A 21400-nucleotide genomic window follows, 5' to 3' on the forward strand; every position below is an offset into this window, starting at 1 on the left:
TTTTTGATTTTTTGAATATTTTTTCTTTCAAAGAAGAAGTTTTTTATTAGAAAAATCTAACTTGCATCGTAAATAAACGCTAAACAATATAGAAAACAAATTCCATGACCTATTCAAAGGGGTTGCATATTCTTGCTGAGATTGAAACAAATTCGATAGAAGTATTGAAAAACTTTGCAGAAACCCAAAATTTATTGCAAAAACTCATTGAAAAACACAGATTGACGATTGTAGGTGAAGTTTTTGCTAATTTCGATGGAGGTGGCTTTACTGGAGTTTATTGTTTGACCGAATCGCATATTTCTATTCATACTTGGCCAGAATTTGGGCGTGTTACGTACGACGTATTTTTGTCAAATTTTCGTAATAATAATGAATTCATTGTACGAGATATTCACCAAGAATTGATTGCTTTTTTTAATCCAATTGAAGTAAATTTAAACGAAATTTATAGGTAAATGAAGCAGCATTCATGCCCCAAATGTGCTACAATAATTACTGTAAATGACAACGACAAATTTGTCGCTTGTCCAAAATGCTTTAGCTATCACGAAGTTTCGGCGAGTGGAATAAAGTTCGTTTCTACGTTCCAACTTTCTAATCGTCCAAAAGAAGTGTGTTTTGATTTAGGTCAAAATCTTGTAATAAAAGGATTAGATTACAAAATCACAGGCATTACTCAACGAAATGATGCTACTTATAAATCATTCAAATGGCGAGAATATAATTTAATAAACGATTTAGGCGAACAGGCATTCTTGAATGAATATAATGGTAATTGGCTGTTAGTGAAGCCATTAGCAGAACAACCAAGTGACTATACTTCTGGAAATCATACTTTTATTTATGATGATATTGAATTTGGCATTTTTCAATCGTACTACCAAAATGTCAATTGGGCAATCGGAAATTTCGATTTTGATGTAACTGACTCAGAAAAGATTTACAGTAGAGAATTTATTGCTCCGCCTAAAATGCTAATTTTTGAAGTAAAGAAGGAGTCAAAAGAGAAAAATCCTGAATGGTACGAAGGCGAATACGTAGAAGCCGATAAAATTTATCAAGAATATTTAAAACTAAATAGTGGAACGGGTTTTCCGTCAAAATATGGCGTCGGAGCGACAGAACCTTATCAAAGTAATTTTTATTTTGAAGATGCCAAAAAAATGAGTTTGCTTGCTTTGGCAGCTTTATTGGCAATCCAAATTTTCTTTTTGATTATTTCTCCCACAAAAACTGTTTTTAATAAAACCTTTGGTGTGGCTGAATTGAAATACGATTCTACGAATAACTTTTATACTACTCCAAAACCAATTGTTTCAGAATCATTTACGATTGAAAAATCTGGTAAAATTAAACTTGAATTGGAGTCGAGCGTTGATAATTCTTGGCTTGAATCAAACATTACTTTAATTAACGAAAGTACGCTTGAAGAATTGCCAATTTTGATTGGAAACGAATATTATCATGGTGTTGAAGGTGGTGAAAATTGGACGGAAGGCTCAACCTCAGAAAGCAAAGATTATTCGTCTGTTCCAGCAGGAAAATATCATTTATTAATCGAAACATCAACACCATTTATTTCAGGAACTTACGCAGTAAAGCTCATTACAGGTGGAGTTTATTGGATAAATATACTAATTTTAGCCGTTTTGATTGCTTGCGTACCGACAGTTTTATATTTCCAAGAAAGAGAATTTGAAAAACAACGTTGGGCCGACAGCGATTATTCACCATACATAACCGAAGACGAATAACATGAAATTAGACAATAAATATAAATTGATGTATGCGGCTTTGCTCACGATTATCATTGGTTATTTTGCTTATTCGCTGCACGTTGGGAAGCTTTTTTACGAATTTAGCACCAAAAGTCAATGGGATGGTTCAAATACTCGAACGTCGGGAGTTAATCGTTTTTATCATAAATAAATGCAAGATTCATCATTCATAAATTATTTAAACTTTTTTCAATAATGACCGATTTACTCAATCTAAAATACGTTTATGCCTCAGTTATTTATTCAATTATTGGCATTGTCATTCTCACGATTTCGTTTATAATTATCGAAAAAATAACTCCTCAAAATATCTATAAAGAGATTGTTGAGAAAGGAAATACAGCCATCGCAATCATTGCTGCGGCATTTATTCTTGCCATTGCCATCATTATTAGTGCAGCCATTCATGGATAAAAACGCTACTAAAATTCCTTTTTTGCTGCTTTTTTCGGTGTTTTTGGTGGCAACCTGTGGACTAATTTACGAATTAATTGCGGGTACGCTGGCTAGTTATTTAATGGGTGATTCCATCAGTCAATTTTCAATCATCATCGGATTGTATCTTTTTTCGATGGGAATTGGCTCGTTTTGCTCCAAATATTTTGACGAAAATCTACTCGATTGGTTCATACAAATCGAGCTTTTGGTTGGTCTTGTGGGCGGTATTACTTCGAGTATATTATTCATAATTTTTAATAGTGTTGAGTCTTTTCAATGGATTTTGTATGGATTAATTAGTCTAACAGGAATTTTTGTTGGATTAGAAATTCCGTTGTTGATGCAAATTCTCAACCAAAGTAACTTCGGGTTTAAGGACATTATTTCTAAAGTTTTTACCTTCGATTACGTCGGGGCGTTGCTTGCTTCGATTTTGTTTCCTTTGGTTTTTATGCCAAAAATGGGATTAATTCGTACTTCTTTTTTCTTCGGAATTTTGAATACTTTGGTGGCATTATTGGTGCTTTATCATTATTCAAAAGAATTAAAATATCGCACGACGCTTTGGCTACAAGCCTTTTTTGTTTTTATTTTACTCACTTTGGGCTTCATTTTTTCAGATAAAATACTTTCTTGGGCCGAAGCTAGTACTTACGATGAAAAAATAATATTTGCTAAAACTTCTCCTTATCAGCGAATCGTATTGACTCGCCAAGACAATAATATCAAGCTTTTTTTGAACCGAAATCTACAATTTAGCTCTTTTGATGAATACCGTTATCACGAAGCATTGATTCATCCGTTGATGACTTTTACGAAAAATCCTGAAAAAATCTTGGTTTTAGGCGGTGGCGATGGCATGGCCGTGCGTGAATTGCTAAAATATACAAGCATAAAGTCTATTACATTAATTGATTTAGATGCTGATATGACCAATTTATTTAGGAAAAATGAAATGTTGACCCGCCTCAATCAAAATGCTTTAAACAATATTAAAGTAAAGGTTTTAAATCAAGATGCTTTTTTATGGATTAAGCAAAATAAAATTCTTTTTGATGCCATCGTCATTGATTTCCCAGATCCAAATAATTTTGCTTTGGGTAAACTTTATTCCAATACATTTTATCGAGAATTAACCCATACACTTGCACCCGAAGGCTTCATTGTTGTGCAATCGACATCACCATTTATGGCTCCAAAATCTTATTGGTGCGTAAATAAAACATTGCAATCTGTTGGCTTTAAAACTTTGCCTTACCACGTTTATGTGCCTTCTTTTGGCGATTGGGGTTATGTTTTGGCTAGTAAACAAGCATTTATTAGCAGAAATGTTTTCCAAAGAAACTTGCGTTTTATGAATGATGAAACATTCAAGCAAAGTCAGTTTTTTCCGAAAGATATGGCACAACGAGCAACCGAAATAAATAAACTCAACAACCAAATTTTGGTGCAATATTTTGAAGAAGAATGGGCAAAAGTGATGTAGATAAAATATCTCGTAAGGAATTTTTGGAGTTATCAGGGCTAGCTTTAGTGGGAAGTACGCTTGGTTTGCAATCGCTTGTATCGTGTGAATCTGAAAAAATTCATGGAAAAGTTGTTGGGGCAAATCATGCTATTGGGCATTTGGTCAAAAAAGCTATATCATTGCCTATTTTTCAATCAAAAAAGACCCAAGTGCTGATTATTGGTTCAGGAATTTCGGGTTTGGTAGCAGGTTATTATTTGCAAAAAGCAGGGATTACTGATTATGAAATCTTAGAACTAGAAAATCATATTGGCGGAAATGCTACTTTCGGTGAAGATGCAGTTGGACGCTACCCGTGGGCAGCTCATTATTTGCCGATTCCAAGTCCTGAAAATAAAATTTTAATTGATTTTTTGGCAGAAAATAAGATAATTACAGGTTTTGATGCTAACGGATTACCCATTTATGATGAATATTCTTTGTGTTTTCATCCCGAAGAAAGGCTTTTCGTGAAAGGTTATTGGCAAGAAGGATTAATTCCAAATTTAGATATTTCGGAAGAAGATAAAACTCAAATTGAGCAGTTTTTGGCGAAAATGGAATTATTCAAACATGCCAGAGGAAATGATGGAAAGTGGGCTTTTACGATTCCTTTGGCTTATTCTTCGGCTGATAATGCTTTCACTAATTTTGATAAATTAACAATGAAAGAATGGTTAGCGAAGGAAGGTTTTACGTCAAAAGCACTACTTTGGTATATAAATTATTGCGTATTGGATGATTATGGCACGCCACTTTCAGAAGTTTCGGCTTGGGCAGGAATTCATTATTTTGCTTCAAGAAAAGGAAATGCTGCCAATGCAAAAGGAAATGATGTGCTGACGTGGAGCGAAGGAAATGGGTTTTTGATGAAACTTTTGGCAAAAAATCAGTTAAAAAATATCAAAACACAGCGTTTGGTTTATCAAATCGAAGAGAAAAGTGATAGTGTTTTGGTTGATGTTTTTGATTGGAAAAATGAAAAAAGAGAAACGTACACGGCAAACCAAGTAATTTGGGCGATTCCACAAATGCTTCGACCTTATTTGATGCCGAAACAAGCATCTGAATTTGTGAAGCGTTTTTCGTATTCTCCATGGATTGTGGCGAATTTAGAAACAAAACCATTTGATTCTGGGCGAGGACAGGCTTTATCTTGGGATAACGTGATTTATGAAGGAGAAGGATTGGGTTATATTTTAGCTAATCATCAGAATGTTAATCAAGGACAAAAAACATGGCAATTGACTTATTATAAGCCACTTGTGCGGGAAATGCCAGTAGAAGAAAGGAAAAAAGCCATTGAAAAAACGCACGAAAATTGGTTGTCAGAAATTATTGCCGACTTAAAAAAAGCTCATCCCAAAATTGAAGAAGCGATTTTGAAAATGGATGTGAAAATTTGGGGTCATGCCATGATTCGACCGACGGTTGGCTTTATTCATGGGCGAGAACGGCAAATGGCTCAACAATCGCTCAATGAGAAAATTCATTTTGCTCATTCTGACCTTTCGGGTGTTTCGATTTTTGAAGAAGCATTCTATCATGGATATGAAACTGCCAAAAAAATCATTAAAAACTATGCAAATTCAAACGTGGATACGCTCGCCAAAATATGATTTAGGTTTTATTATTGCTCCATCATTTTTTGTAATTTTTCTTCTTTTTTTCTTTCCTGAAAATTGGCTTTGGAGCAATGAAATGCCTAATTGGGCATGGTTTGTATTGGTTCTACTGATTGATGTTTCACACGTTTATAGTAGTCTTTATCGGACATATTTCGACAAAAAAGCTCTACAAAAACACGCAAAACTTTTTATTCTTACGCCTTTATTTGTGGTTTTGATAGCTGGAAGTGTACATTTGATTTCAAACGAATTATTTTGGCGGTTGGCCGCTTATTTGGCTGTTTTTCATTTTATTCGTCAACAATATGGCTTTTTGAAACTATATACTCGCAGCGAAGGCATTCAAAAAGTAGATATCTGGATGATTTATATTTCCACTGTTTTTCCTGTATTATATTGGCATTTTTCTGAGCCTCGAAATTTTGTTTGGTTTACGGCTAATGATTTTTATTTTTTTCCAAATCAAACTATCGCAGAAAGTTTGAAATACATAATTTGGCTGCTGACGGGTATTTATTATGTATATGTTTTGATAGATTTTATTAAAAATCGCACATTAAATCTACCAAAAATGCTCCTAATTCTTTCAACGCAACTTACTTGGTATTTTGGAATCGTTTATTTCAATGGTGATATGGCGTTTACTATGCTCAATGTAGTTGCTCATGGCATTCCATATATGGCTTTAGTTTATGCAACAGAGCAAAAGAAAAAAGATAAAAAAAGTGGTTTTTGGAAGTTACTTTTCTCAAATTTTGGGGCTTTAATTTTTGTTGGAATCTTATTTTTATTGGCCTATTTTGAAGAAGGTTTTTGGAATGGACTCGTTTGGCATGAATATGATGAGTATTTTTCGTTTTTTCCAACAATAGATTTGACTGATAATCTGTGGCTTTCTATTACAATTGCTATTTTATCAATGCCACAACTTACACACTATATTTTAGATGGTTATATTTGGAAACGCGATTTTTGATTTGTTCGTTCTTACTCAGCTTTCAAATAAGAACGAACAAAACAAAGTTATAAATTCTTCTTTTTTAATTCGTCTATTGCAAAGTTGGCGGCACGAGCTGTAAGTGCCATGAATGTCAGCGAAGGATTTTGATTACCAACTGAAGTCATGCACGCACCGTCGGTTACGAATACATTTTTGCAAGCGTGAAGTTGATTCCATTCGTTGAGGAGTGAAGTTTTTGGGTCTTTACCCATTCTTGCACCGCCCATTTCATGAATATCTAGGCCAGGTGCTTGTTTACTATCAAACATATTGATGTTTTTGCAACCAGCTTTTTCGAGCATTTCGGCTGCTTGAACATGAAAATCTTTCATCATTTTGAGGTCATTGTCATCGTAATCTACTGAAGTTATCAATTGTGGCACACCCCAAGCGTCGGTTTTATTTTTACTCAATCGTACATGATTTTCTTTTTTCGGAATCGTTTCACCTTGCATTTGAATATATACCCCCCAATTTTCACTTGGTTTAGTTAAACTTTCTTTCCAATCCGAACCGAAACCATCTTTGCCAAAGCCATCCTGCCAAGACCCACGTCCTGCCGAAAATGCCACCATATAACCACGCTGAAAATCAGTTTCTTGCTTGTAAACATTTCGAAACGAAGGCATAAATGCAGAAGTTGGTCGGCGACCGAAATAATATTGGTCTGCAAAACCTTCAAAAGTGGCACCACCTTGTCCACGGTATAAATGAAAAGCCAAGTAATGCCCTAAAACGCCACTATCATTCCCCAAACCATTTGGAAAGCGATTGGAAGTAGAATTCAACAAAATGAGATTAGAATTGAGAGCGGCGGCATTCACAAAAATTATCTTTGCCTTGTATTCGATAACTTCTTTTGAGTGAGTGTCAATGACCCTTACACCTGATGCTTTATTTAATTTTTCGTCATAAATAATCGAATGAACTACCGAATCAGGGCGAATCGTTAGATTTCCAGTTTTTGCAGCCCATGGTAAAGTAGAAGAATTTGAACTAAAATATCCTCCGTATGGGCAACCTCGCTCGCACAAACTTCGGGCTTGACATTGACCACGACCTTGCTGAGCATGAATTTCATTGGGTTTTGTTAAATGAGCACAACGCCCGATAATCACTTGTCGGTCTTGATAACTTTTTTTTACACTGGCTTGGATATGTTTTTCAACACAATTCAGTTCCCAAGCAGGTAAAAAATCGCCATCGGGCAAATTTTTGATACCATCTTTGTTTCCCGAAATTCCTGCAAAACGCTCAACATGACTGTACCATGGAGCTAAATCTTTGTAGCGTATTGGCCAATCAACAGCAAAACCATCACGAGCAGGAGCTTCAAACTCGTACTCACTCCAGCGTTGTGTTTGTCTTGCCCAAAGCAAAGATTTTCCTCCAACTTGATAGCCACGAATCCAATCGAAAGGTTTTTCTTGGATGTAAGGATGATGCTCATCTTTCACGAAAAAATGTTTGGTCGCATCCGAATAGGCATAGCAACGGTTTACAATCGGATTTTTCTCGACTTCAGAAGGAATATCTTTTAAACGATGTTCAAATTCCCAAACACCTTTTGTTGCCGTCGGATAATCTTTTAGGTGTTCCACCATACCACCACGTTCTAAAACAAGTGTTTTTAAACCTTTTTCGCATAATTCTTTGGCCGCCCAGCCGCCGCTAATGCCAGAGCCAATCACGATGGCATCGTAAGTTATTTGCTTATCAGCATCAATATTGAAATTCATAGTTTTGTTGAGTTGAAGAAGACAAATATAATGATTTTGATTTTATGAAAAATCCATTTGTCAAAGAGGCTGTTTGTATTGAAGGGTAGATACGGTTTTTCAATTAAAAAAATCGAGCAAAAACAGATATTTTCCCCTAAATTTGAGCTAAAATTAACATTCATTTTAGCATTTTAGAAAAGTGGCAAGACCTTCAAAAGAAGAATTAGTAAAGCAAATAAAGGAAACACCCTTAAACCGTCAATATAACCAAATCAAGTCAAAATATCCCGGTGCGATGTTGTTGTTTCGGGTCGGAGATTTTTACGAAACTTTTGGTGAAGATGCTATTCGTGCCTCAAAAATACTTGGTATTGTGCTAACACGCCGAAACAATGGTGGAGCTCAAGAAGAATTAGCTGGTTTTCCGCATCATTCGCTTGATACTTATTTGCCCAAATTGGTGCGGGCAGGCGAGAGAGTTGCCATCTGCGACCAACTCGAAGACCCTTCTACTGCCAAAGGAATTGTGCGTCGTGGAGTAACTGAACTCGTAACTCCAGGCGTTTCGTTCAATGACAATGTATTAAACCATAAACAAAATAATTATTTAGCATCCATTCATTTTTCAAAACCTGATTATTTTGGTGTTTCATTCTTAGATGTATCGACAGGGGAGTTTTTGACAACCGAAGGGAATACGGCTTATATTGATAAATTACTGCAAAGTTTTGCACCTTCAGAAGTACTTTATTGCAAAAAACATCGTGCAGAATTTCAAATACTTTTTGGTGATAAATTCAATGATTTTACTTTTGAAGATTGGGCCTATAAATTCGATTTTGCCTATAATTTATTATTAAATCATTTCAAAGTTGCTACTTTAAAGGGTTTTGGTGTTGAAAATATGCCCGATGGAATTATAGCAGCGGGAGTTATTTTAAGGTATTTGTCCGATACTGAACACAAAGAAATGGGGCATATTTCTCGCCTTACACGCCTTGATGAAGACAAATATGTTTGGCTTGATAAATTTACGATTCGTAACCTCGAATTGGTTTTTGCTCAGCATGATGGAGGTGTTCCGTTGATTCAGGTACTCGACCAAACTATCACGCCGATGGGAGCGAGGTTACTAAGAAAATGGCTAGTTTTACCGCTAAAAGAGCGTTCATTGATACAAGAAAGATTGGATACGGTTGAGTTTTTTGTTAAAAATGAAGACATTTTAGAACAACTTACAGGATTATTAAAACCAATTGGAGATTTAGAACGATTGATTTCAAAAGTGGCAGTTCGACGCATTAATCCACGGGAATTGGTACAGCTCAAAAGAGCTTTATTGCAGATTGAACCTATCAAAAAACAATTGGCTTCGGGAAGTGAACAATTTACTATTTTACAGAAATATATCACACAACTGACGGATTGCCAATATCTTATCGAGAAAATAGAAAAAGAATTGCGTGATGAATCCCCCGTAGTGACGAATCAAGGAAACATGATAAAATCAGGTGTTGATGCTGATTTAGATGAATTACATAAAATCGCTTTTTCGGGCAAAGATTTCTTAATTGAAATTCAAAATCGAGAGTCGCAACGCACAGGGATTCCTTCTCTAAAAATTTCTTACAATAAGGTTTTTGGTTACTATTTGGAAGTTTCTAATGCTCATAAAAATAAAGTTCCACCCGAATGGATTCGCAAACAAACGCTCGTCAATGCTGAAAGATATATTACAGAAGAATTGAAAATTTATGAAGAAAAAATTCTTACTGCTGAATCAAAAATCTTTGAAATTGAGTACCGAATTTTTAATGAATTAGTACTGACAGCCAATGAGTTTGTAGCTCAAATTCAACAAAATGCCCGTGTTATTTCGATTTTAGATGCACTTTCTTCTTTTGCAAAAACTGCCCGAAAAAACAATTATTGTAAGCCGCAAGTGACTGATAGTAAGGTGCTTAACATCAAAGAAGGGCGTCACGCAGTAATTGAACAACAGTTGCCTTTGGGTGAAGCATATATTCCAAATGATTTATTTTTGGATGACCAAACCCAACAAATAATTATTATCACTGGACCAAATATGGCTGGAAAATCGGCTTTGTTAAGGCAAACCGCTTTGATTGTTTTAATGGCACAAGTCGGCAGTTTTGTGCCTGCTGAAAGTGCCGAATTAGGCATCGTCGATAAGATTTTTACGAGAGTAGGAGCGAGCGATAATCTTTCTCGTGGTGAATCTACTTTTATGGTAGAAATGACAGAAACAGCCAGTATCTTGAATAATTTGAGCGATAGAAGTTTGATAATTATGGATGAAATTGGTCGAGGAACAAGCACCTACGATGGCGTTAGTATTGCTTGGAGTATTGCCGAATATTTGCATAATCATCACAAATGCAAGCCATGGACACTTTTTGCGACGCATTACCACGAGTTAAATCAATTAGCAGAAGATTTTAGTCGTATCAAAAATTTCAATGTTGCGGTCAAAGAATTAGAAAATAAGGTAGTATTTTTACGAAAACTCAAAGAAGGTGGTAGCGAGCATAGCTTCGGAATTCACGTTGCACAAATTGCTGGTATGCCTCAATCGGTCGTTTTACGTGCGAACGAAATTTTACATCACCTCGAAAAAGACCATATCAAAGAAAACAATAAAGAACGCATCAAAGAAGCTCCCCGAACGGACGCCGCTAAGAATAATTTTCAGCTCAGCTTTTTTGAGCCACAAGACCCCAAAATAGAAGAATTGAAAAATAAATTAAAAGCAATTGACGTCAATACTTTATCGCCAATTGAAGCGTTGTTGAAACTGAATGAATTAGTGAAATTAGTTTAAAAAAAAGCAAAAAAACATCAAAATGGCTCTTACGGAATCAAATATGTTGCCGATTGGAACACTTGCTCCAGAATTTGTTTTATTCGATACTGTTTCTGGTAAACAGCTTTCTATTAATGAGTTATGTTCTGAAAAAGCAACAGTTGTGATGTTTATTTGTAATCATTGTCCTTATGTTATTCATGTAAAAGATGAGTTGGTAAGATTAGCCAAAGATTATGAGCCAAAAGGAGTTTCGTTTATTGCCATTAGTTCAAATGATATTGAAAAGTATCCACAAGATGGCCCACAAGCAATGAAAGTTTTTGCTAAAGAATCAGGTTTTACTTTTCCATATTTATACGATGAAACGCAAGAGGTAGCTATTGCGTATGATGCCGCTTGTACGCCAGATTTCTACATTTTTGATAGTCAAAAAAAACTTTGTTATCGTGGGCGTTTGGACGAATCTCGACCGAGAGTAGAAAATCCTAAACCAGTTACTGGAAGCGACCTGAGAAGTGCCTTAAATGCGGTTTTAGCTAATCAAATGATTTCTGAAATCCAATATCCGAGTATGGGTTGTAATATAAAGTGGAAAGCTAAATAATAGAGTAGCTTTATATTTGCCCAATTTATCATTCATTCAATATTTGAAAGTAAGCCATTTGTATAAAAAGCCAAGTGAAACTATGTTTTTTCGACTGCTGATTTTTTCAATATTTATATTTGTTTTGGCTTGTTCTAAGACCGAAACACCAACGCCTGATTCAAATTGGGAACCCACAAGTATTGATGGACAATTTGTATTTAATACATTTAAAAGTGCTGGTTTGGGAGGAAGTAGAGGTAAAATTCAGAAATGGGCAAAAAGTGAAGTTTATTATTGGTATGATACTGAAAGTGTGCCAACAAATGCCTTGATTGAAATTTCGGATAGTGTTTTTACTCAAATTAATCAGTTGAGCCAATCGACAAAGTTTATCAGAACGAGCGATGAATCGAAGGCAAATATTAAATTTTATTCTGGTCGAAGTGCCGATTTTGAAGAAAAATACAAATTAAGCTTACAAGGCGAATTACAAGTTGGAGGAACGGCGTTTATGTCAATTTCCAACACAAAAAATGAAATTGAAAAAGTAGTAATTTGGGTGACAAGTGTGTTCCCAATACTTGACAGACGATTGGTTTCTCGCCATGAAATAGGCCATGCAATAGGCTTTTCTCATGTTCCAACCAAACGCTCTATTATGTGGGATACGATTGATTTGGAATACAATCCAATTGATTATACCGACGTTGATAAATCTTATATAAAAATTTTATACGATTCTCGCACCAAAGCAGGAATGACACAACAAGATTTAATACCAATTTATAAAGATTATTTGAATTGATTTTGTTGCAATAGTCAATGTGATAGTTTTTAATACTTCAATGGTTTCAGCAAGTAAAGACTGTGGTTGGTTATATAAAGTAGCAAGTCCATTTCCTCTAGTCTTCAACTGCTTCAATACCAAGTTAGCCTTGCGAGAAGTTATTGCAATCGCTTAAAAATCAATAAAATGATGGAATAACACGGTCAATCATAATTACAAATGTCATCCATAGCACGACTAAGATTGAAATTAAATTGATAATTGAGAGGGTTGTGTAATAATTCTTATGAGAAACATTAGACTTAATAATATTTTTTTTAGCGTAAAACTTAGAAGCAATAGGAATTAGAGCCACTAACATTAATACAAAAACACCTGTATAAAGCCCTGTAATTGCAATACCCAAAATACTGAGTATAGCTGCTGTTAAAGTTAAAACTATTGATATAGAGGTTATAACACTAAATATTTTGGATTTCATTGGAATTCAGTTTATACCTGATCATTATTATGGAAATATATTATGCAAAGTAGCGGTTCTACCTAACGACCAAAAGAGCGATGCTCGTAAAATAAATGTTGAGTTAATTACTTATCAATCCTAAACAAGAAAAATATTTATATTCACAATTTTACTTAAAGTAAAAATAAAAAAATGCCTTCAGAGACTATTCTAAAGGCATTTTTTGTTTTTTTGTGACCGCGTAGGGATTCAAACCCCAAACCTTCTCATCCGTAGTGAGACGCTCTATTCAGTTGAGCTACGCAGCCATTATTTATTTTTCAACTCTGTTTCCCTCATTTGGGACTGCAAAGGTATGACTTTAAAATACCTTTGTCAAGTGTTTTTTTATTTTTTTAATTGATTTATTTCATCTAGGTCAAGATTCTTGAAATAATCATATATTTTCAAGATAATTGCCAATGCTACGGTTACTTCGGCTGCAGCAATCACCATTACAAACAAAGCAAACATTTGTCCTTGCAAACGATTTGGGTCATATTGACTAAAAGAAACTAGATTGATATTAACAGCATTGAGCATTAATTCTATTCCCATCAAGATTAAAACTGCATTGCGTTTTGTAACGGCAACAGCTAAACCTATCGAAAATAATAAAGCACTGATGATTAAAAAATGTTGAATTGGAATCATGCTTTTTCTTTTTTTGCGATATAAACAGCCCCTATAAGAGCTGCCAACAATAATATTCCGATTACTTCAAACGCAAAAACATAATCAGTCATCAAATTAACCCCGATTTGATTAACGGTGCTACCTTTCTGCATTTGTTGGCCTAAAATGTGGAAATTAGCTTCTAAAATTATTTTTAAATAACCTAAAAACAATAAAAATGCCACTAAAACTGCCCAAAAACGATTATGGTGTTTAACAATAATTTTATTGGCTTGTGCATTATTTCGCTGAAAACTTTTGTTGTTTGTAAGCATTATTCCAAATATCATCAGCACTAAGATTCCTCCCACGTAAATCATAATTTGACTTACAGCCAAAAAATCAGCTCCAGCAAATACATATAAACCCGAAATACCCAAAAGCGTAAACAACAAACTGAAAGCAGCATAAAGTACGTTTTTGGTAAACAATAAATACAATGCACCGCCTATAGTTGCAGCTCCAAACACAAAAAATATAATTTGCTGAACTATTTTATAATCAATATTTTTTAAAAAATCTTCTAACAATTTAATTGGTATTTTTAGGTGTAATTTTCATTGTTGGTCTAAAAACAGGTTTTGATTTCGGAATTTCTTCAGCTATTTCCTGTTTGTTTTCTTGGTTTTCCGAATTTTCAACTGTTTTCGGAGTAGGTTTAAAACTTGGTTTGAAAACAGGTTTTGGTTTGGGAATTTCTTCAGCTATTTCTTGTTTGTTTTTTTGGTTCTCCGAAATTTCAACTGGTTTAGCAGTAGGTTTAAAACTTGGTTTGAAAACAGGTTTTGGTTTGGGAATTTCTTCAGCTATTTCTTGTTTGTTTTTTTTGTTCTCCGAAATTTCAACTGGTTTAGCAGTAGGTTTAAAACTTGGTTTGAAAACAGGTTTTGGTTTCGGAATTTCTAGGGCAATTTCTTGTTTATCTTCTCTGTTTTCTGAATTTTCGAGAGATGCCGCTGTTTGCACCTCAATATTTTGAACAGGCTTCAATGTCGGTTTAAACGCTGGTTTGAAAGCTGGTTTTGGTTTAGCATCTACGGCAATAGTTGCTTGACTTTCAATTGTTGGTTTATTGCTTTTCTTTAAAGCTTCTTTTTCTTCTACAAATTGTTCATAAAGTTTTCGTTTTTTATCAGCTTGCTCAGCAGAAAGATTAGAAAACTCAAAATTCATTTGTGTAATATCAACTACGCTAAAATCATATTCATTGGTCATCGTGAGACATTCGGTCGGGCAAACAGTTGTGCAGAGACCGCAAAAACAACATTTAGCCATATCAATGTCAAACTTGGCAGCATAAAGCCGCACAGGTGAGCCATCTGAGGTATAGCTAATGACTTCGGACGATTTGATTGGTTCAATATCAATGCAATCAACTGGACAAATTTTGGCACATTTATCACATACAATACAGTCATCAATTTCACAATCTAATTGATAACGACCGTTGTCAGGTACGGGAAGTGTTTGATGGGGATATTGGAGCGTAACGATACCTGTTTGCAAATCAAAATAACTAGAATCTTGCATTGCATAAGGTTTTCGACTACGACGAGCATTCCAGAAATGCTTGAGCGTGAGACTCATGCCTTTCATTGTAGTTTTTATCCCACGACTAATATTCTTAAAATAAGTGGACATCCGATGCTTTTAGGCTCACATTTGATTGTTTACGCAAAGATAGTTTCAAAATCGCAATTTAGTCTATCTTTTTTGTATGATAAAAATTATTTTGTTGGTCTTGCTTAAACTTTTAAAAATTTGCAGATGATTATTTGAAACCTTTTTTGTTTTCACTCGAAATACAAATTTTTATTAAAGAAAGAAACACAAATATCATATACTCAAAGTTTGTGCCTAAAAACAGTTTTTAATAATGGATAATTGTAGTTTTAATTATTATATCCAGAAATTTAGTAATTTTGCTCAATAATTTAAAGGATAAAAACCTTTCAACGATGCAACAAATAATTAGTCTTACCCTTGAGCCAGAAGTTGCTCTTGATGATGCCATTCTTCGTCAATATATTCAAAAAACATATCTAAAGATTGCTGATAGCGAAGATTTTAATTTCAGAAAACTTCGTCAGTCAATTGATGCCCGAAAAGGACAAGTAAAAATTAATCTTGACATAGAAGTTTTTGCTGGAGAAATTCCACCACCAGAAATGGAATTTCGGAAAGATTATCCTGATGTAAGTAAAAAAAAACAAGCAATTATAGTAGGAGCAGGGCCAGCAGGAATGTTTGCAGCTTTGCGGCTGATTGAGTTAGGAATTAAGCCAATTTTACTCGAAAGAGGAAAAGATGTGCGTGCCAGAAGAAGAGATTTGGCCGCCATTAATAAAGACCATGTGGTGAATCCTGAATCGAATTATTGTTTTGGTGAAGGTGGAGCAGGAACTTACTCTGATGGAAAACTCTATACTCGTTCCAAAAAACGAGGAGATGTAAGAAGAATTTTGGAGATTTTGGTTGCACATGGTTCAACCAATGAAATTTTGTACGATGCTCATCCACACATTGGCACTAATAAATTGCCAAGCGTGGTTGCTGACCTCCGAGAAAGTATTTTGAAAGCAGGTGGTGAAGTGCATTTCGATACAAAAGTTATTGATTTTAAGGTAGTTAATGAAGAAATTAAAGGCGTAATTACGGCTGATGTACGTGAATTAACGGGCATTGGTGTAATTTTGGCAACAGGCCATTCGGCACGTGATATTTTTGAACTATTGCATCAAAAAAGTATTCTCATCGAAACAAAACCTTTTGCTATGGGAGTTCGGATTGAACACCAACAAAGCCTCATAGATGCATATCAATATCATCGCCCCGAACGAGGTTTACTTCCTGCGGCATCATATAGTTTAGTAGCACAAACATATTATAAAAATATACAAAGAGGGGTATTTAGCTTTTGTATGTGTCCAGGTGGATTTATTGTTCCTGCTGCTACTGCTGAAGGTGAGCTAGTGGTCAATGGAATGTCGCCGTCACGGCGTGATTCAAAATATGCAAATTCGGGTGTTGTTGTAGCAATAAATGAAATTGATTGGCAGAAATACAAGCATTTAGGGCCATTGGCGGGTTTGCAATTACAGAAAGATGTTGAACAAAAAGCCTTTCAACGTGCTGCCAATAGTAGTTTGTCAGTTTCAAATAAGCATTGCCAATTAGCTCCATCACAGCGATTAAATGATTTTTTGACTGGTAAAATTTCGAGAGAATTATTGCCAACTTCGTACCAACCAGGCTTAGTTTCGATGGATATGGTAGAAGTACTGCCTGACATCATTGCTCGACCTTTACAAGAAGGATTACGAGAATTTGGCAAAAAAATGAAAGGATATGTGAGCAATGAAGCCCAACTCATTGGTATCGAAAGTCGAACTTCTTCACCAGTCCGCATTCCACGAGACAAGGAATCTTTGGAGCATTTGCAAGTTAAAAGATTATTTCCTTGTGGAGAAGGTGCAGGGTTTGCAGGAGGTATTGTTTCGGCTGCAATGGATGGTGAAAGGTGTGCCGAACAACTTGTCAGGATTTATGGTTAAAATAAAAACCTTTTTTTTGTATATTGCCAAGAATATACTACCACCAAAGCACCTATCACCGTGAATTTTGCTGAATTTACAAAGAATATAACCAATCGTCTGACCGAGAAAGCACTTCCAGGCCACGAGAATATCGTACAGAAGATGTCGCCAAATCGTTTGCGTTTGAAAGCCGAACCCAATGAGAAAACTCGTCGAAGTGCCATTTTGATGATGTTTTATCCAAAAGGAGACGATATTTTTATGCCTTTGATTTTACGTCCACAATATGATGGTGTACATGGTGGTCAGATGGCTTTTCCTGGTGGGAGAGTAGAATTGAAGGACAAAAATATTCAAGCAACGGCTCTTCGTGAAGCTCAAGAAGAAATCGGTATTAAGGCAACTGATGTAAAAATTATACAAAACCTTACCGAATTATATATTCCTCCGTCAAATCTTTATTGTCAACCTGTGTTGGGTTATTTGCCTTATCGTCCAGATTTTTATCCTGATGAAAGAGAAGTGGCTGGCGTTTTTGAAGTAACAATCTCCGAAATCCTCGACCCATCAATCGTACAAGTGCGAACCGTTGAAACAAGAGGAATAAAATTTGAAACACCTTGCTTTGTGATTCAAGAACAAATTGTTTGGGGAGCAACTGCCTTGATGATTGCTGAATTAATAGAGGTTTTGAAAGATTAACTTTATTGTATTAATGCTTTTTACTGATTTATTAGGCATAGTTACGCAAATTTGTTTAGAAACTCCTCGTTAAAAAATCATACTATATCTACAAAAAATACTTTTTAGTGTCGAAATGACATTTATCCGAAAGTTTTTTGTTTATCTTTGCTAATGTTATAAAATAGATAAAGAGGTCGAATGAATAAATGCTATTCTTTGCATCTAAGAAATCAAACTACGACAAACCAGTTTTGAATTTAAACTCCAACCTACATCTAACAAATGAAAAAAGTTATTTTGTTTTTTGCACTCCTCATCGGTGCTTTTACTTCGCAGGCACAGAAGCGAGTCTTAGTTTTCTCCTTAACAAAGGGGTTTCACCACAACTCTATCAAAGAAGGGAACCAGTTTTTTCTTGAATTAGGAAAAAAACAAGGTTTTGCAGTTGATACAACAACTGACGCAACCAAATTTAATGATAATAATCTGAAAAAATACAGTGCAGTTGTATGGCTAAGTACAACAGGCGATGTATTGAATCCTGTTCAACAAGCTGATTTTGAGCGTTATATTCAAGCAGGAGGAGGTTATGTTGGTATTCATGCTGCTTCTGATACAGAATATAGCTGGCCTTGGTACAATGATTTGATGGGTGGATTTTTTGCGAGTCATCCTGGAGGAAGAGTTTCAAATGTTCAAAAAGGTAAGATGATTACTTTGGATAAAACATTTCCTGCGTCAGCTCATTTTCCTGATACTTTTGAAAGAACTGACGAGTTTTATGATTTCAAATCCTTGAAAAAAGATATTTTGAAATTTATCGTAAGAGTTGACGAATCAAGCTACGAAATGGGAAAAATGGGTGATTTTCATCCAATGGCTTGGTACCACGAATTTGACGGTGGAAAAGCATTTTATTCAAATTATGGACATACGCCTGAAACTTTCAGCGAACCTTTAATGACTGAGCATTTTTGGCAAGGTTTGAAATGGGCAATGGCCGATAAATTAGATTATTCCAAAGTAAAAACCCAAAGAACTCCTGAAGAAAATCGTTTTGAGCGTACAACTTTGGTGGGAAATTTGGATGAGCCAACCGAATTAGCAGCAATGCCAAACGGAAAAATTATTTTTGTAGAACGTAAAGGAGCTATAAAATTATGGAATCCTGCTACCAACAAAGTAAAATTAGTTGGACAAATGCCCGTTTATACCAAATTTGAATATGGTTTAATGGGCGTTGGTGTTGACCCAAATTTTGCACAAAACAACTGGGTTTATTTCTATTATACGCCTAACGAAACCCGTGAAGTTACAAAAGATAATTTCTTGTCGAGATTTGAATATGATAATAAAAAAGATACAGTTGTTTTTTCTTCGGAAAAAGTTGTATTGCGTGTAACTGTAAAGCGTGACGAATGTTGCCATACTGGCGGTTCGATTGATTGGGATGGCAAAGGAAATCTTTACCTATCAACAGGTGATGATACCAATCCATTTGCTTCTGATGGCTATGCACCAATCGATTTTCGTGATGGTCGTGATGGTTGGGATGCTCTTCGTTCATCAGGAAGTACCAATGATTTACGTGGAAAAGTTTTGAGAATTACGCCTCAAATGGATGGTTCATATAAAATTCCTGAAGGAAACTTATTCCCTGTCAATGCTAACGAAAAACGAACTCGTCCCGAAATTTATGCAATGGGTATGAGAAATCCATATAGAATTGCAGTTGATAAACGTAGCGGATATTTGTATTGGGGTGATGTAGGCCCAGATGCTGGAAAAGGAAATGATAAACGTGGCCCAGAAGGAATAGTAGAGTTTAATCAAGCTCGTAAACCAGGTTTCTTTGGTTGGCCAATTTTCACGGGAGATAATTTTGCTTACAATCATTATAATTTTGAAACAAAAGAATCTGGTGAAAAATATGACCCATTAAAACCAATCAATGATTCTCCACATAATACTGGTTTGAGAGAATTACCTCCAACCCAAAAAGCATGGATCTATTATGGTTATGGTGATTCAAAATTATACCCAGATTTTGGTAAAGGTGGCTGCAATCCGATGGCTGGCCCAGTTTATTATTCAGAAGATTATGATAAAAATCCGAAGAAATTACCAAGTTATTTTGATGGCAAATTCTTTGCTTATGAATGGATGCGTGACTGGATTTATTTAGTAAGCATGGATAAAGAAGGCAATTATACTGGAATGGAGCGTTTTATGCCAAATACAAAGTTTTATCATCCAATGGATATGACTTTCTCTAAAGATGGCCGCTTATTTGTTTTGGATTATGGAATGAATTGGTTCTCACAAAATGAAGAAGCTACGCTATCTGTAATTGAATATAATGCAGGAAATCGTAAACCAGTTGTGGTAGCAAAAGCTGATAAAAAAGCAGGTGCAGCTCCATTGACCGTAGCTTTTTCATCGGAAGGAACGATGGATTATGACAAAGATGCTTTGAAATATTCTTGGAATTTTGGTAAAGGTTTACCTATTAGCACACAACCAAATCCTAAAATTACTTTTACGAAAGCAGGTGAATATAATGTTATCTTGACCGTTAGTGATGTGGCAGGCAATAAAGTTACTCAAAATGTTAAATTGAAAGTAGGTAATGCCGAACCGAAAGTAAACATCGCCGTGAAGAGTAATAAAACATTTTTCTTTGATAATGAAAAAATTGACTACGAAGTAAATGTTGCAGACAAAGAAGACGGTACAACTGCCAAAGGTATTGATGCCGCAGATGTTGTGGTAAATATCAATTATTTGGAAGGTTACGATAAAACAATGATTGAACAAGGTCATAAAGAAAATATGAACTTTGCTGCTGGAAAGCGTTTGATTGACTTGAGTGATTGTAAAGCTTGTCACGCAATTGACAAAAAATCTATCGGGCCAGCTTATATTGATATAGCTAAAAAATATCGTCGTGGACAAACAGCAATTAACCAATTAGCTGAAAAAGTTATCAAAGGTGGTGGCGGCGTTTGGGGTGAACAAGCAATGGCTGCTCATCCACAAGTTTCAGTTTCTGATGCTCGTGATATGGTAGATTATATTTTATCATTAAACGATACTAAAAAGGCCTCACAGCCAATCAAAGGAGCTTACGAAACTGCTGCTCACAAAGGCAAAAAAGCTGGTGCTTATATTATTCAAGCAACTTACACCGATAAAGGTGGGAAAGTAATTGGTCCTTTAACTACCTCAGAATCAATAGCTTTGCGTAGTTCAAATGTAAAAGCGGCTTCGTATGATGAAGCAAAAGGTGCATCTAAATTTAATGTTGAGGCTTTAGGTGGTGAAATTGTCGCTGCAACTGAAGACGGAAGTTACATTGTGTTTAAAAATATTGACTTGACAGGTGTAAAAACCTTAGTTATTAGTGCTTTTTCACAAAAAGGACAAACCGTTGGTGGTAAAATCGAAGTACGTACAGGCTCACTTACTGGAACATCTTTAGGCGAAGTTGAAATACCAGAGATGAGTATGGCTCCATTAAAATTGCCTGTTAATGTTACTGGAACTCAAAATGTATATTTAGTATTCAAAAATCCAAAAGCAGAAGGAAAACCATTATTTGGTCTAAGTTCTATTGATTTCTTGAATAAATAATTGTACGAAGTGAATATCATAAAACCTTGCTTGAAAAACTCAAGCAAGGCTTTATAATTTTTATACAATTAAAATGTATGTTTATAAATTTCCTC

Annotated in this window: 18 protein-coding genes and 1 tRNA gene; 13 read left to right on the forward strand and 6 right to left on the reverse strand. The window is 35.2% G+C overall.

Annotated elements, in window-relative coordinates; genetic code table 11:
• The first annotated feature begins 104 nt into the window (after nucleotides 1–104).
• The 7 genes from MJQ71_RS03585 to MJQ71_RS03615 are packed head-to-tail and all read left to right on the forward strand — an operon-like array spanning nucleotide 105 to nucleotide 6330.
• On the forward strand, nucleotides 105–458 hold the full coding sequence (locus MJQ71_RS03585; RefSeq protein WP_238804525.1) for an S-adenosylmethionine decarboxylase family protein: 354 nt from the start codon (nucleotides 105–107) through the stop codon (nucleotides 456–458).
• Nucleotides 459–1757, forward strand: a complete 1299-nt coding sequence (locus MJQ71_RS03590) for a DUF4178 domain-containing protein (RefSeq protein ID WP_238804526.1) — start codon at nucleotides 459–461, stop codon at nucleotides 1755–1757.
• Nucleotide 1758: 1 nt separating this feature from the next.
• Entirely contained in the window at nucleotides 1759–1932 is a 174-nt protein-coding gene (locus MJQ71_RS03595) for a hypothetical protein (protein ID WP_238804527.1), read from the forward strand.
• Nucleotides 1933–1976: 44 nt separating this feature from the next.
• Nucleotides 1977–2195 carry a DUF350 domain-containing protein gene (locus MJQ71_RS03600; protein WP_238804528.1) on the forward strand — a complete coding sequence of 73 codons (219 nt, stop codon included), beginning with the start codon at nucleotides 1977–1979 and terminating at the stop codon, nucleotides 2193–2195.
• Complete coding sequence (locus tag MJQ71_RS03605) at nucleotides 2188–3705, forward strand: polyamine aminopropyltransferase (RefSeq protein WP_238804529.1); 1518 nt, start codon at nucleotides 2188–2190, stop codon at nucleotides 3703–3705. The genes MJQ71_RS03600 and MJQ71_RS03605 overlap by 8 nt, the downstream gene beginning before the upstream one ends.
• Nucleotides 3687–5345, forward strand: coding sequence for an NAD(P)-binding protein (locus tag MJQ71_RS03610; RefSeq protein ID WP_238804531.1), 1659 nt, complete (start codon nucleotides 3687–3689; stop codon nucleotides 5343–5345). Before MJQ71_RS03605 ends, MJQ71_RS03610 begins: the two co-directional genes overlap by 19 nt.
• Nucleotides 5308–6330, forward strand: a complete 1023-nt coding sequence (locus tag MJQ71_RS03615) for a hypothetical protein (RefSeq protein ID WP_238804542.1) — start codon at nucleotides 5308–5310, stop codon at nucleotides 6328–6330. Before MJQ71_RS03610 ends, MJQ71_RS03615 begins: the two co-directional genes overlap by 38 nt.
• A 47-nt stretch (nucleotides 6331–6377) precedes the next feature.
• On the opposite strand, the gene MJQ71_RS03620 is transcribed toward MJQ71_RS03615, so the two are convergent.
• On the reverse strand, nucleotides 6378–8093 hold the full coding sequence (locus MJQ71_RS03620; protein WP_238804544.1) for a GMC oxidoreductase: 1716 nt from the start codon (nucleotides 8091–8093) through the stop codon (nucleotides 6378–6380).
• 181 nt (nucleotides 8094–8274) lie between these two features.
• Between MJQ71_RS03620 and mutS the strand changes: the two genes are divergently transcribed.
• The 3 genes from mutS (at nucleotide 8275) to MJQ71_RS03635 (ending at nucleotide 12293) form a co-directional block, all read left to right on the forward strand.
• Entirely contained in the window at nucleotides 8275–10917 is a 2643-nt protein-coding gene (mutS, locus tag MJQ71_RS03625) for a DNA mismatch repair protein MutS (protein ID WP_238804546.1), read from the forward strand.
• A gap of 22 nt (nucleotides 10918–10939) precedes the next feature.
• Nucleotides 10940–11506, forward strand: coding sequence for a thioredoxin family protein (locus MJQ71_RS03630; RefSeq protein WP_238804548.1), 567 nt, complete (start codon nucleotides 10940–10942; stop codon nucleotides 11504–11506).
• Between the two features lie 82 nt (nucleotides 11507–11588).
• Complete coding sequence (locus MJQ71_RS03635; protein WP_238804556.1) at nucleotides 11589–12293, forward strand: matrixin family metalloprotease; 705 nt, start codon at nucleotides 11589–11591, stop codon at nucleotides 12291–12293.
• Nucleotides 12294–12453: 160 nt separating this feature from the next.
• Here MJQ71_RS03635 and MJQ71_RS03640 read toward each other — a convergent pair whose 3' ends face one another.
• The 5 genes from MJQ71_RS03640 to MJQ71_RS03660 all read right to left on the reverse strand — a co-directional run bounded on the left by MJQ71_RS03640 (nucleotide 12454) and on the right by MJQ71_RS03660 (nucleotide 15093).
• On the reverse strand, nucleotides 12454–12756 hold the full coding sequence (locus MJQ71_RS03640) for a hypothetical protein (RefSeq protein WP_238804558.1): 303 nt from the start codon (nucleotides 12754–12756) through the stop codon (nucleotides 12454–12456).
• A 216-nt stretch (nucleotides 12757–12972) separates the two neighbouring features.
• A tRNA-Arg gene (locus MJQ71_RS03645) sits at nucleotides 12973–13046 on the reverse strand.
• Between the two features lie 79 nt (nucleotides 13047–13125).
• A complete protein-coding gene (gene nuoK, locus MJQ71_RS03650; protein WP_290370155.1) occupies nucleotides 13126–13431 on the reverse strand; it encodes an NADH-quinone oxidoreductase subunit NuoK in 306 nt (101 codons plus the stop codon).
• Nucleotides 13428–13982 (reverse strand): NADH-quinone oxidoreductase subunit J family protein, encoded by a 555-nt coding sequence (locus MJQ71_RS03655; protein WP_238804560.1) that lies wholly within the window; start codon nucleotides 13980–13982, stop codon nucleotides 13428–13430. The genes nuoK and MJQ71_RS03655 overlap by 4 nt, the downstream gene beginning before the upstream one ends.
• A gap of 1 nt (nucleotide 13983) precedes the next feature.
• Nucleotides 13984–15093: a 4Fe-4S dicluster domain-containing protein gene (locus tag MJQ71_RS03660; protein ID WP_238804562.1), complete on the reverse strand. Its 1110-nt coding sequence runs from the start codon at nucleotides 15091–15093 to the stop codon at nucleotides 13984–13986.
• A 317-nt stretch (nucleotides 15094–15410) separates the two neighbouring features.
• On the opposite strand from MJQ71_RS03660, the gene MJQ71_RS03665 reads away from it, so the two are divergent.
• The 3 genes from MJQ71_RS03665 (at nucleotide 15411) to MJQ71_RS03675 (ending at nucleotide 21305) form a co-directional block, all read left to right on the forward strand.
• A complete protein-coding gene (locus MJQ71_RS03665) occupies nucleotides 15411–17006 on the forward strand; it encodes an NAD(P)/FAD-dependent oxidoreductase (RefSeq protein ID WP_238804564.1) in 1596 nt (531 codons plus the stop codon).
• A gap of 60 nt (nucleotides 17007–17066) precedes the next feature.
• Nucleotides 17067–17690, forward strand: a complete 624-nt coding sequence (locus tag MJQ71_RS03670; RefSeq protein WP_238804567.1) for an NUDIX hydrolase — start codon at nucleotides 17067–17069, stop codon at nucleotides 17688–17690.
• Nucleotides 17691–17954: 264 nt separating this feature from the next.
• Nucleotides 17955–21305: a ThuA domain-containing protein gene (locus MJQ71_RS03675; protein WP_238804570.1), complete on the forward strand. Its 3351-nt coding sequence runs from the start codon at nucleotides 17955–17957 to the stop codon at nucleotides 21303–21305.
• Nucleotides 21306–21400 lie beyond the last annotated feature (95 nt).

The sequence above is a fragment of the Emticicia aquatica genome (assembly GCF_923079645.1).
GTDB lineage: Bacteria > Bacteroidota > Bacteroidia > Cytophagales > Spirosomataceae > Emticicia > Emticicia aquatica.

Bases quoted from the DNA above. Each gene is read 5' to 3' on its own strand.
- MJQ71_RS03620 (WP_238804544.1), bottom strand. From the start codon at position 8,093: ATGAATTTCAATATTGATGCTGATAAGCAAATAACTTACGATGCCATC.
- MJQ71_RS03675 (WP_238804570.1), top strand. From the start codon at position 17,955: ATGAAAAAAGTTATTTTGTTTTTTGCACTCCTCATCGGTGCTTTTACT.
- MJQ71_RS03665 (WP_238804564.1), top strand. From the start codon at position 15,411: ATGCAACAAATAATTAGTCTTACCCTTGAGCCAGAAGTTGCTCTTGAT.
- MJQ71_RS03635 (WP_238804556.1), top strand. From the start codon at position 11,589: ATGTTTTTTCGACTGCTGATTTTTTCAATATTTATATTTGTTTTGGCT.
- MJQ71_RS03600 (WP_238804528.1), top strand. From the start codon at position 1,977: ATGACCGATTTACTCAATCTAAAATACGTTTATGCCTCAGTTATTTAT.
- MJQ71_RS03590 (WP_238804526.1), top strand. From the start codon at position 459: ATGAAGCAGCATTCATGCCCCAAATGTGCTACAATAATTACTGTAAAT.
- MJQ71_RS03605 (WP_238804529.1), top strand. From the start codon at position 2,188: ATGGATAAAAACGCTACTAAAATTCCTTTTTTGCTGCTTTTTTCGGTG.
- MJQ71_RS03610 (WP_238804531.1), top strand. From the start codon at position 3,687: ATGGGCAAAAGTGATGTAGATAAAATATCTCGTAAGGAATTTTTGGAG.
- MJQ71_RS03585 (WP_238804525.1), top strand. From the start codon at position 105: ATGACCTATTCAAAGGGGTTGCATATTCTTGCTGAGATTGAAACAAAT.
- MJQ71_RS03660 (WP_238804562.1), bottom strand. From the start codon at position 15,093: ATGTCCACTTATTTTAAGAATATTAGTCGTGGGATAAAAACTACAATG.
- MJQ71_RS03595 (WP_238804527.1), top strand. From the start codon at position 1,759: ATGAAATTAGACAATAAATATAAATTGATGTATGCGGCTTTGCTCACG.
- MJQ71_RS03615 (WP_238804542.1), top strand. From the start codon at position 5,308: ATGCAAATTCAAACGTGGATACGCTCGCCAAAATATGATTTAGGTTTT.
- MJQ71_RS03640 (WP_238804558.1), bottom strand. From the start codon at position 12,756: ATGAAATCCAAAATATTTAGTGTTATAACCTCTATATCAATAGTTTTA.
- MJQ71_RS03630 (WP_238804548.1), top strand. From the start codon at position 10,940: ATGGCTCTTACGGAATCAAATATGTTGCCGATTGGAACACTTGCTCCA.
- nuoK (WP_290370155.1), bottom strand. From the start codon at position 13,431: ATGATTCCAATTCAACATTTTTTAATCATCAGTGCTTTATTATTTTCG.